Origin of the sequence: Kitasatospora sp. NPDC093806, assembly GCF_040683335.1 — a bacterium.
GTDB lineage: Bacteria > Actinomycetota > Actinomycetes > Streptomycetales > Streptomycetaceae > Kitasatospora.
Map to the genome: position 1 here is coordinate 79,354 of NZ_JBFBDO010000024.1, position 11,018 is coordinate 90,371.

Consider the following 11,018-nt stretch of genomic DNA (forward strand, 5'->3'; position numbering starts at 1 on the left):
ACCTGCGGAGACGTCAAAGTGGTGGCACCGGGACGGCGGCGCGTCGGGCGCCTCGGACCGGTGTTGCGGACGGGTGGTGTCCGCCGGCCACGGGGGTCCGGCGGAAACACCCCCGGGGGAGTCCGCAGCGGAGCCGGCGGGAGGCCGCGCACCGCCGACACGGGGCGGCGGAGCGGGCCAGGGGGGCCGGCACCACCGGGGGGAAGCCGGGGGGAAGCCGGGGGACCGGGGGAGCACCGGGAGGTTCCGAAGCGCCGTCCGTGGGGGGACGGCGCTTCGGTGCCCGGCCGGATTGTCAGTGGTGCCGGTCACGATGGAGGGGCACGGGCCACCCGGCCCGCGCGCTGCCTCGGACCGGGGGAGACCATGACCATCAGCCAGCCTGAGCACGTCACCGCCCGCCTCCACTCCGCCGCCTACCGACCGGGCGCCGCGCCGCGCCCCGCCGTCCACCGGCCGACCGCCGGTGCCGACGTCCACCCGGTGTCGCGCCGGGCCGGCGCCCCGCCCGCCGCGCTCGACCTGCTCACCGAGGCCCATCGCACGCTCGACCGGGCCCGCGCCCTGGCCGACCCGCTGGAGCGCTACGCCGACGCGCACCTCGCCGCGCTGCGCACCGTCGCCGCGGTGCTCGCCGTGCGGGGGCGTCCGGAGAAGAGCGAGCGGCGCCGCCGGGCGATCCGCAGCGCCTGGGAGGTGCTGCCCGAGGTGGCGCCCGAGCTCGCCGAGTGGGCGCCGTACTTCGCGGCGGGCGCGCAGCGCCGGGCGGCCGCCGTGGCGGGCATCCGGGGCGCGGCCTCGGACCGCGACGCCGACGACCTGATCCGCAACTCGGCGCTGTTCCTCCGGCTGGTCGAGCGGCTGCTGGGCCTGCACGCCGCCCCGCCCGCCCCGCGCCTGCCGCTGGACGGCGCCGCGGACGCGGGGGAGGCCGGATGACGGGGTGAGGAGCCGGCGGGGGCGGCCGGACGGGGGCCGGGCCGGACAGGGCCTAAGGTGGAGACAACCTGATCGACACTGCACGTCCAAGGAGCCTCGCCTTGTACCCGACGCGTCCCCGCAGCGCCCTGCGTACCGCCGTGGTGTGGGAGGTGGTGCGCGCCGCCCTGGAGAAGCGGGTGGCCGAACTGGACCAGCCGGTGCTCGACGTGCTGGACACCGGCGGCGGCACCGGCAACTTCGCCGTGCCGGTGGCCCGGCTGGGCCACCGCGTCACGGTGGTCGACCCGAGCCCGGACGCGCTGTTCGCGCTGGAGCGGCGGGCCGCCGAGGCCGGTGTGACCGACCTGGTCCGCGCCGTGCAGGGCGACACCCAGACGCTGCCCGAGCTGGTCACGCCCGGCACCGTCGACGCGGTGCTCTGCCACGGCGTGCTGGAGGTCGTCGACGACCCGGCCGAGGCGCTCGGCAGCCTGGCCGGCGCGCTGCGCCGGGGCGGCTTCGTCAGCCTGCTCGCCGCCAACCGCAACGGCGCGGTGCTCGCCCGGGCGCTCGGCGGCCACTTCGCCGAGGCCCGCGCGGTGCTGGGCGCCGTGGACGGCCGCTGGGGCGACAGCGACCCGATGCCGCGCCGCTTCACCGGCGAGGAGCTGGACCGGCTGGCGGTCGGCGCCGGCCTGCGGGTGGAGTCGGTGCACGGGGTCCGGGTCTTCGCCGACCTGGTGCCGGGCGTCCTGGTGGACACCGAGCCGGGTGCGCTGGAGGCGCTGCTCAAGCTGGAGGAGGCCGCCGCCGGGCAGCCCGCCTTCCACGCCGTGGCCACCCAGCTCCACCTGCTGGCCACCCTGGCCTGACCGGGCCGTCCGCCGCCCGCCGCCTCCCGTTCACCCCTCGTCCACCCGGCGTCCGCTCCCCGCCGCCTGCCCGTCCACCCGGCTTCTCCTCGCCGTCTCCTCGGGATCTCCCCAGGTCCGGGCCGATTCCATCGGATCGGGCACTTGTCCGAACCTTGCCGCGTTGAGCACAGTGCGGCGAGGAGCCGCCGAAGTGGCCGGGCCCACGCGTGGTCGACCACTCCGCCGAGGGCGCGTGGACCGTATGATCTGGGTAAAGCCGGAAAGCATGACCGCCGGATGCTCGGGGCATATGGACGACACGGGCCCGGGCCCCCGCACAGGCGTCCGACCGCGTGTTCTGAAGGCTGATTGGACTTTGCCACCCCGACCGGGGCGGCGGACCGGTCGCACCCGCGACCGACGAGTAGGAGGACTCCGTGCCGCTCTCGGAGCACGAGCAGCGACTGCTCGACCAGATGGAGCGAGCGCTGTATGCCGAAGATCCCAAATTCGCGTCGGCGCTTGAGGGAACCGGTCTGCGCACCCACACCCGCCGCCGGGTCTACCTGGCCGTGGGCGGCTTCGTGGTGGGCATCGGCCTGCTGATGGGCGGCATGGTCGTACCCGACCAGATCTGGGTCAGCGTGGTCGGGTTCCTGGTGATGCTGGGGTGCGCCGTCTTCGCGGTGACGGGCTGGCGCCGCGGGCCCGCGGGTCAGGCGCAGGGCGCCCGGCCGGCGGCCGCGCCGCGTCGCAAGGCCGGGATGATGGACCGGGTGGAGCAGCGGTGGCAGCGCCGGCGGGACGAGCAGACCGGCGGCGGGTTCTGAGCCCGGCGGGCTCCGGGACCGGGCGGTAGCGCGGTAGCCACCACACGGATGTGACGAGGGCGGGCAGTCGGACCGACTGCCCGCCCTCGGCGTGTGTCAGGACCGCCCGTCGCCGTCCGGGCGGCGCCGGGTCAGCAGCCGGCGGACCGGTCCGGTGACCGCCCCGGCCACCCGGGCCACCCGGCCGCGGACCGCCAGCCGGGCGGTCAGCAGCCCGTCCGAGATCCGCCAGCGCAGCTGGGCGGAGGACGCCGGGAGCAGCAGCGCCCGGATCCGGCCCCGGCGGCCGGCGACGGCCCGCAGGCCCGCGCGGGCGGTCCGGACGTCCGCCGCGAGCGGCTCGGTGACGTGCGCGGCCCGGGCGTAGAGCACCCGTTCGGTGGCCAGCGCCACCCGGCCGGCGGCGGCCGCCGCGACCTCGTCCAGTTCGGCGGCCTCGGTGATCCGCCGGGCGGCGGCCCGCGGGGTGCGGGACTCGTCCGGCGGGATGCCGAGGTCCCAGGCGGAGTCGATCAGCTCGTCCCAGGCGGCCAGCACCTGGGCGTCGGTGAGCTCGATCGGACCGCCCGGTCCGCCGGGCCGCCGCCGTCCGCCGGGGCCGAGCCGGCGGCGGCGCAGCAGGGACCGCCAGATCATCGGGGTGAGCAGCAGCGCGAGCAGCAGCACGACCACGCCGACGGTGCTCAGGGTCTGCCCGGAGAGCAGCCAGGACTGCCCGCCGCCGTCCGCGGTGTGCTGCTTCTGGTCCCCGCACTCGCCCATCCGGCGCAGCTTGGGGTCGCAGTCGGGATTGGCGGACGGCAGCTTGACCGCCGCGCTGGGCTCCGGCAGGGCGGTCGGCCCGGTGGTCGGCTGGGTGGCCGGGGTGCTGACCGGGTCGGCGTAGGAGGGCTGCACGCCGCGGGTCGGGGTGGGCTCGAAGCGCAGCCAGCCGTAGCCCTCGAAGTACAGCTCGGGCCAGGCGTGGTACATCGCGTCGGTCACCGAGTAGACGTTGCCGCTCTTGCTGTTGCCGGGGGTGAAGCCGAGCGCGACCCGGGCCGGGATGTTCAGGTAGCGGGCCATCGCCGCCATGGTGGAGGCGAAGTGGATGCAGTAGCCGCGGCGCCTGGCCAGGAAGTCGGCCATGGCGTCGCCGCCGGTGCCGGACCGGTTGGTGATGTCGTAGGTGAAGTCGGGGCCGGTGAACCACTCCTGCAGGGCGACGGCCTTGTCGTACGCGGTCCTGGACCGGCCGGTGACGGCGTCGGCCTTCTGCTTGACCAGGTCCGGCAGGTCCCGGGGCAGGGAGAGGTACTGCTCGCGGATCCGGTTGGGCGCCGGGGGCACGTTGCGCAGTTGGCCGGCGGTGGCGGGGACGTCCAGCCCGGTGGCCGAGTAGCTCAGCCCCTTGATCGCCTTCTCCTTGACCGGCAGCAGGCTGGCGGTGACCGGGTCGAGCTGCCAGGCGTCGTTGTCGCGCAGGCCGACGCTCTTGGGCGGGTAGGGCATCGGCAGCAGGGCGTCCTCCAGCTGGTTGCCGATCCGGACGTCGACCTTGACCTCGGCGAGGTCCGCGTTGCTCAGGCCCTCGGGCGGGGGGAAGGTGCCCTTGAAGGGGACGGTGTCGCCCGAGCCGCGCTTCCAGGTGGTGCCGTCGAAGGCGTCCAGCGAGCCGGTGCGCAGGTAGGTGCGGTCGGCGACCGGGCTCTCCGAGCGGTAGGTGAACAGCTCGACGCCGCGCGGGTTGGGGAGCGCGGAGGTCAGGCTGACCAGCGGGTCGAGGCTGCTGATCCCGCCGGGGCCGTGCTTGCCGGCGGCCGTGCCGGAGCCGCTGTGCACCAGGCCGGAGCTCCAGCGCGGCAGGAAGGCGGGCAGCAGCAGGGCGAGCGCGAGCGCGATCACGCCGACCTGGCGGCCGCTCTGGCCGAGTCCGCCGAGGCCGCCGCCCTCGCCACCGCCGCGCGAGGTGCCGCGGAAGACCCGGCCCCAGCGGGAGACCCGGTCCTGGCCCTCGGCGAAGAGCAGCACCAGGTAGCCGGCCGCGGCGGCGGCGAACCAGAGCCAGCTGCCCTTGTCGCCGGCCAGGCCGTTGCCGATCGAGTAGAGCGCGAGCAGCGGCAGCCCGGCCAGCGCCGAGCGCCGGTAGGTGACCGCGACGGTGTCCACCGCGATGGCGATCAGCCCGACCGAGCCGACCAGGATCAGCCGCAGGCCGGCGCTGGGCGGGGCGGGGATGGCGTAGTCCCGGACGTCGTCCAGCCCGTGCGAGAGGACCCGGCCGAGCAGCCGGACCGACTCGGGGCCGGGCAGCACGCCGCCCCAGGAGGCGGCGGCGGAGGCGAAGCCGAGCAGCAGCAGGACGGCCAGCACCAGCAGCTGGCCGACCGGGACGGTCCAGCGGTAGAACGGCGTGCGCCGCAGGCCGGCGCCGACCGCCGCGACGACGGCCAGCACCAGATAGGCGTGGGTGATCCAGCCCTTGGTGGTCAGCAGCGGGGTCAGGCAGAGCGCGGCCAGGGCGGTGGCCAGCGCCGAGTACACGGTCAGTTTGGCCCGGGTGGTCACGCGCCGGCCTCTTCTCGGTAGGGGGAGGGCGACTCGGCCCGGTCGGCGGCCCGCCACAGGTCGGGGACGGAGTCGCCGGAGCGGACGGGCAGGACCGTCCAGCCGGCCTCGCGCAGCCGGCGCACCCGGTCGCGGAACTCCTCGCCGCCGGTCTCGGGGGCGAGCAGCCGCAGTCCGGCCCAGGTGCCGGTGTCGAGCAGGAAGACGACGGCGCCGCCGGTGCGGCTGCGCAGCCGGGCCAGCCGGGCGGTCTGCGCCTCGTCGAGCTCGCCGAGGACGGCCACCAGCAGGCCCTCGCCGCCGGACCGCAGCGGCTCCTCGGCGCGGGAGAGACCGGCGCCGTCGGAGAGGTCGACGACCGCGAGGGCGTCCAGGATCAGTCCGGAGGCGTCGGCGGCGGCGTGGCCGCCGCCGCTGTCGGGGCCGGGGACGGCGTGGCCGGTGTCGGTGAGCAGTCGGGTCTGGTAGCCGAGCTCCAGCAGGTGGGCGCTGACCGAGGCGGCGCAGACGACGGCCCACTCGAAGGAGGAGGCCGGGCCGCCGCCCCGGTGGCCGACCTCGCGGGTGTCCAGCAGGACGGTGGCGCGGGCCTTGCGGGGCTGCTCCTCGCGGCGGACCATCAGCTCGCCGTAGCGGGCGGTGGACTTCCAGTGCACCCGGCGCAGGTCGTCGCCGGGCCGGTACTCGCGCAGGATGACGTCGTCGTCGCCGGCCAGCGCGAGCGAGCGGGTGTGGCTGTCGCCCTGCCCGGCCCACTCGCCGCTCAGCCGGACCTGCGGCAGCGGCAGGACCTGCGGGACGACGGTGAGCACGTCGGAGGCGGAGAACGAGCGGTTCAGCTCGCACATCCCGAACGGGTCGGAGAGCCGCAGCTGGAGCGGGCCGAGCGGGTAGCGGCCGCGCAGGTCGGAGCGGACCCGGTAGGAGACCTCGCGGTGGCCGCGCGGCTCGACCCGGTCCAGCACGAACCGCGGGCGCGGCCCGAGCACGTACGGGACCTTGTCCTCCAGCAGCAGCAGGCCGGTGGGGACCCGGGAGACGTTGTCGACCCGCAGGTGCACCCGGGCCTCCTGGCCGGCCACCGCGCGGCGCGGGGTGAGCCGGCGGCCGCTGGCGACCCGGTAGCGGGTGTTGGCCAGCAGCAGCGCGGCGGCCAGCGGCAGGGCGGCGAGCAGCACGCCGACGCGCAGCAGCGCGTCCTGGTCGAGCAGGTACGCGCAGACCACCGCGGTCACCCCGGCGGCGAGGAAGGAGCGGCCGCGGGTGGTGAGGCCGCGCAGGCCGGCGCGCAGGCCCGACGGTTCGTCGGACGGACCCACCTCAGCCCCTCCGGCCGGCCGGGCCGCCCTGCGGGCGCGGCAGCGGCAGCCGGGCGACCAGGTCGGTGACGATCTGCTCGGCGGTGCGGCGGTTGAGCTGGGTCTCGGCGGTCGGCATCAGGCGGTGGGCGAGCACCGGGACGGCGAGCCGCTGCAGGTCGTCCGGGGTGACGTAGTCGCGGCCGTCCAGGGCGGCGGCGGCGCGGGCGGCCCGGACCAGGTGCAGGGTGGCGCGCGGGGAGGCGCCCAGGCGCAGCTCGGGGCTGGTGCGGGTGGCGGCGACCAGGTCGACGGCGTAGCGGCGGACCGGGTCGGCGACGTGCACGGTGCGGACCAGTTCGACCAGCTTGAGGATGTCGGCGGCGTGCGCGACCGGCTGCAGGTCGTCCAGCGGGCTGGCGCCGGCGTGCACGTCGAGCATCGCGAACTCGGCCTCGGGGCTGGGGTAGCCCATCGAGATCCGGGCCATGAAGCGGTCCCGCTGGGCCTCCGGGAGGGGGTAGGTGCCCTCCATCTCGACCGGGTTCTGGGTGGCGACCACCATGAACGGCGAGGGCAGCTCGTAGCTGGTGCCGTCGATGGTGACCTGGCGCTCCTCCATCGACTCCAGCAGCGCGGACTGGGTCTTCGGCGAGGCGCGGTTGATCTCGTCGCCGACCACGATCTGGGCGAAGATCGCGCCGGGGCGGAACTCGAAGTCGCGCCGCTGCTGGTCGTAGATGTTGGTGCCGGTGACGTCCGAGGGCAGCAGGTCCGGGGTGAACTGGATGCGCCGCACGGTGCAGTCGACGGACCGGGCGAGGGCCTTGGCCAGCATGGTCTTGCCGACGCCGGGGACGTCCTCCAGCAGCAGGTGGCCCTCGGCGAGCAGGACGGTCAGGGCGATCCGGACGGCCTCCGGCTTGCCCTCGATCACGCTCTCGATGTTGGCCCGGACCCGGTCGACGACGGCGGCGAGTTCCGGCAGGCCGATGGGGTGGTAGTCCGCCCCCTGGCCGCCCCCCGCACGACCGTTGAGACCGGCCTGATCGCTGTAGCTCGTCACCCGTTCGCTCCCTGGCACACCACGACCGGCCCCCGACCGAGGCCGGCCCCCACCCCATGCTGGACGCGGCCGCTCCGGACGCGGTTCCGTGTGGGGGAGCCGGTGCCGGGTACGGCCTGCGGCTGGCCGCCCCAGGTGGTTCGAGGTCAGACCGGCAGGCGCATTCTCCCCCGCCCGGCGGCCAGAAGTCACGGGCCGGTCGTCCGCCCGCCTCCGGGGGCACGGGAGACTGCCCGGCGGGGCCCGGACGACGCTGGCCGGGCCGGCCGGACGGGCGGGAGGGGTGTCAGTCGATCTCGCGCAGCAGACCGGTGTGGACGTCGAACACGAAGCCGCGCACGTCGTCGGTGTGCAGCAGGAACGGCGAGGTGCGGACCCGCTGCATGGACTGGCGGACGTCGCCGTCCAGGTCGACGAAGGCCTCGACCGCCCACTGCGGGCGCTGGCCGACCTCGAGCTCCAGCTCGCGCCGGAAGTCCTCGGTGAGGCCGAGCAGGCCGCAGCCGGTGTGGTGGATCAGCGCGATCGAGCGGGTGCCGAGGGCGCGCTGGCTGATGGTGAGGGAGCGGATGGTGTCGTCGGTGACCACGCCGCCCGCGTTGCGGATGACGTGGGCGTCGCCGAGTTCGAGGCCGAGCGCGGCGAACAGGTCGAGGCGGGCGTCCATGCAGGCGACCACGGCGATCTTCTGCACCGGACGGGCGTCCATCCCGCCGTCGCGGAAGGTGACCGCGTACTCGCGGTTGGACGCGACGAAGCGGTCGATGATGGCGGGGTTGGCGGAATCGGCAGCGGCGGTCGGCGTGGGCCGGTCGGGGGTCACTGTCATGACGAAGACGTTAGTGCGATTCGTCCGGTCATGGTGGGGTCGATGGCTACAGAGCGGGCGCTTGTGACCGAGTGCATATCCACAACACGCGGGTGTTTCGGGTGGTCCGCTCCCGGTATGTCCGCCCGCGTCCCGGTCCGGGGCCGGGCCCGGACCGGGGGCGCTCCCGGGGTGCTCCGGGGGTGACCGGGGGGCGGCCGGGTACGGGGCGCGAGCGGTGGCCGTCCGCCGTCCTCGCGCCCCCGGCCGGCCGCCGGCACATGCCATCAGCACCGTCTCCACCTGCGGTGATCCGTACCGCCGCCCGGGTGGTGCGCCGGAGCGGGCCATTGACTGACGGGGCGTGCGCGATAGAGTTGCCGCGCAGTGGAGCACACCCGTCGGGGCCCGTCAACCGGGCCTTTCCGGCCGGTGCGGCGGTGCCGACGCGGCCCGTGGCCTCCACCCGCTCCCCGTGCCACCTGGCGCACCTTCCCCGGCGCCGGGCGGTCACGACCTTCCCCCGGAGCGGGCGGGGACCACGGGCCGCGGCCCGGCCCGTGCGACGGCTCCGCCGCGGGGTGGGAGAGAATGGGCGCGGCTCCCCGGACCTCGGGCGGCTTCGCACCGAGGAAGGGCGCCACAGCGCATGACCACCAACGATCCGGCTCCCAAGCACGTCCCGGTGATGCTGCAGCGGTGCATGGACGCGCTGGCTCCGGCGATCTCCCGGCCCGGCGCGGTGGTGGTGGACGCCACCCTCGGCCTCGGCGGGCACAGCGAGGCGCTGCTCACCCAGTTCCCGGAGGTCCGGCTGGTCGCGGTGGACCGCGACCCGTCCGCGCTCAAGCTCTCCGGCGAGCGGCTGGCCCGCTTCGGCGACCGGGCGACCCTGGTGCACGCCGTCTACGACGAGATCCCCGAGGTGCTGGAGCGCCTGGACATCCCGAAGGTCGACGGCGTCCTCTTCGACCTCGGCGTCTCCTCGATGCAGCTGGACGAGGCCGAGCGCGGTTTCGCGTACGCCCAGGACGCCCCGCTGGACATGCGGATGGACCAGACCCGGGGGATCAGCGCGGCCGAGGTGCTGAACACCTACAGCCACGGCGACCTGGCCCGGATCCTCAAGGTGTACGGCGAGGAGCGGTTCGCCGGGAAGATCGCCTCGGTGATCCTGCGCGAGCGCGAGAAGGAACCGTTCACCAACAGCGCGCGTCTGGTCGAACTGGTACGCAACGCCATCCCGGCCGCCACCCGCCGCACCGGCGGCAACCCGGCCAAGCGCACCTTCCAGGCGCTGCGGATCGAGGTCAACGGCGAGCTGGAGGTCCTGGACCGGGCGATCCCCGGGGCGCTGGACGCCCTGGCACTCGGCGGCCGGATCGTCGTGATGTCGTACCAGTCGCTGGAGGACCGCCTGGTCAAGCAGTACTTCGCGGCCGGGGCGACCACCACCGCCCCGCCGGGGCTGCCGTTCATCCCGGAGGAGCACCAGCCCTGGCTCAAGCTGATCACCCGCGGTGCCGAGCTGGCCACCGAGGAGGAGATCGAGGAGAACCGGCGCGCCGCACCCGTACGGCTGCGGGTGGCGGAGAGGATCAGGGACCGAAGCACCCGGGGCTGACCGGCGTCGGGGCGGTCCGAAGGGCGGAGGAAAGACACGTGGGGCCGGTGGCCGGAGGCGGGGCGGGGAGCCGGGTGCTCCCCGGGCAGAGCGGCAGGGCGCGGATCACCGTGCGCCCGGGGCGGCCGGTACGGGGGCGGACACCCTTCGCGGTGCTGGTGGTGCTGCTGCTCGGGGCCGGGCTGCTCGGGCTGCTGGCGCTGAACACCGCGCTCAACGAGGGCTCCTTCGAGCTGTCCCGGCTCCAGCGGCAGACCACCGTGCTGACCGACGAGCAGCAGGGGCTGCAGCACCAGATCGACCAGAACTCCGCGCCGGACGCGCTGGCCCGCCGGGCCGCCGAGCTGGGCATGGTGCCGGGCGGCGGGATGGCCTTCCTCGACCTGCCGAACGGCGGCGCCGTGGTCGGCACGCCCAAGCCGGCCCAGGACAGCCCGCCGGTGAAACGGTCCACCGTGGAACCGTGGCCCGGGAAGCAGCCCTCGCCGGGCGCCCAGCCACCCGTTCAGCCCCCGGCCGGCGCGCCGTCCCCGGCCGCTGGAACCCCGGCCGCCGCGACTCCGGCCGCCGCGTCCCCGGTCGCGCCGGCCACCGGTGCGCCGTCCCCGGCCGCGCCGACCACCGCCGCGCCGAGCGTCCCGGCCTCCGGCGGCGACGTCACCGTCCAGGTCAACCCGGGTGCGCCGCAGCCGGCGCCGAGCACGAACGGAGCGACCGGCCGATGAGCACGCCCCGCCAGCCCTCCGGCGGCTCCGACGGACGGCGGCCCGTCAAGGGCGCCGCGCCGCGTCCGGCCGCCGCGCGCGGACAGTCCGGCAAGCCTCCGGCCGCCGGGCGGATCCAGCCCGCCAAGCCGCAGGCCGCCCGCTCCCAGCAGCCGCCCAGGCCGTCGGCCGCGAAGGGCCAGCCGGTCAAGGGCCAGCCCGTGAAGGGACAGTCGGCCCGGGGGCAGTCCGCCAAGCCGGCCGCCGCCAAGGCGCAGGGCGCCCGGCCCGCGGCGGCGAAGGTGCAGCCCGCCAGGGCGTCGGCCGCCAAGGGGCAGCCCGCCCGGCGGCGGGCCGGCGGGCGGG

9 protein-coding genes and 1 pseudogene are annotated in these 11,018 nt (G+C 75.9%); 6 read left to right on the top strand and 4 right to left on the bottom strand.

What is annotated here, in order from left to right:
- The first annotated feature begins 366 nt into the window (after positions 1-366).
- The 3 genes from AB0N76_RS15205 (at position 367) to AB0N76_RS15215 (ending at position 2,605) form a co-directional block, all read left to right on the top strand.
- Positions 367-939 (top strand): SAV_6107 family HEPN domain-containing protein, encoded by a 573-nt coding sequence (locus AB0N76_RS15205; RefSeq protein ID WP_363557098.1) that lies wholly within the window; start codon positions 367-369, stop codon positions 937-939.
- A gap of 101 nt (positions 940-1,040) precedes the next feature.
- The gene (locus AB0N76_RS15210; protein WP_363557100.1) at positions 1,041-1,793 is read left to right on the top strand and encodes a methyltransferase domain-containing protein; all 753 of its coding nucleotides are present in this window, start codon (positions 1,041-1,043) and stop codon (positions 1,791-1,793) included.
- A 419-nt stretch (positions 1,794-2,212) separates the two neighbouring features.
- Complete coding sequence (locus AB0N76_RS15215) at positions 2,213-2,605, top strand: DUF3040 domain-containing protein (protein WP_363557102.1); 393 nt, start codon at positions 2,213-2,215, stop codon at positions 2,603-2,605.
- 96 nt (positions 2,606-2,701) lie between these two features.
- Here AB0N76_RS15215 and AB0N76_RS15220 read toward each other — a convergent pair whose 3' ends face one another.
- The 4 genes from AB0N76_RS15220 to AB0N76_RS15235 all read right to left on the bottom strand — a co-directional run bounded on the left by AB0N76_RS15220 (position 2,702) and on the right by AB0N76_RS15235 (position 8,345).
- The gene (locus AB0N76_RS15220) at positions 2,702-5,152 is read right to left on the bottom strand and encodes a DUF3488 and transglutaminase-like domain-containing protein (RefSeq protein WP_363557104.1); all 2,451 of its coding nucleotides are present in this window, start codon (positions 5,150-5,152) and stop codon (positions 2,702-2,704) included.
- Positions 5,149-6,471, bottom strand: coding sequence for a DUF58 domain-containing protein (locus tag AB0N76_RS15225; RefSeq protein ID WP_363557106.1), 1,323 nt, complete (start codon positions 6,469-6,471; stop codon positions 5,149-5,151). The genes AB0N76_RS15220 and AB0N76_RS15225 overlap by 4 nt, the downstream gene beginning before the upstream one ends.
- Position 6,472: 1 nt before the next feature.
- Entirely contained in the window at positions 6,473-7,444 is a 972-nt protein-coding gene (locus AB0N76_RS15230) for a MoxR family ATPase (protein WP_363557123.1), read from the bottom strand.
- 358 nt (positions 7,445-7,802) lie between these two features.
- On the bottom strand, positions 7,803-8,345 hold the full coding sequence (locus AB0N76_RS15235; protein ID WP_363557108.1) for a carbonic anhydrase: 543 nt from the start codon (positions 8,343-8,345) through the stop codon (positions 7,803-7,805).
- A gap of 628 nt (positions 8,346-8,973) precedes the next feature.
- Between AB0N76_RS15235 and rsmH the strand changes: the two genes are divergently transcribed.
- From rsmH to AB0N76_RS15250, 3 genes and pseudogenes are all read left to right on the top strand, one after another.
- A complete protein-coding gene (gene rsmH / locus AB0N76_RS15240; RefSeq protein WP_363557110.1) occupies positions 8,974-9,948 on the top strand; it encodes a 16S rRNA (cytosine(1402)-N(4))-methyltransferase RsmH in 975 nt (324 codons plus the stop codon).
- A gap of 152 nt (positions 9,949-10,100) precedes the next feature.
- Entirely contained in the window at positions 10,101-10,673 is a 573-nt protein-coding gene (locus tag AB0N76_RS15245) for a hypothetical protein (protein WP_363557112.1), read from the top strand.
- Positions 10,670-11,018 (top strand): annotated as a pseudogene (locus AB0N76_RS15250) (hypothetical protein); the annotation flags it as partial. The gene AB0N76_RS15245 and the pseudogene AB0N76_RS15250, both read left to right, overlap by 4 nt.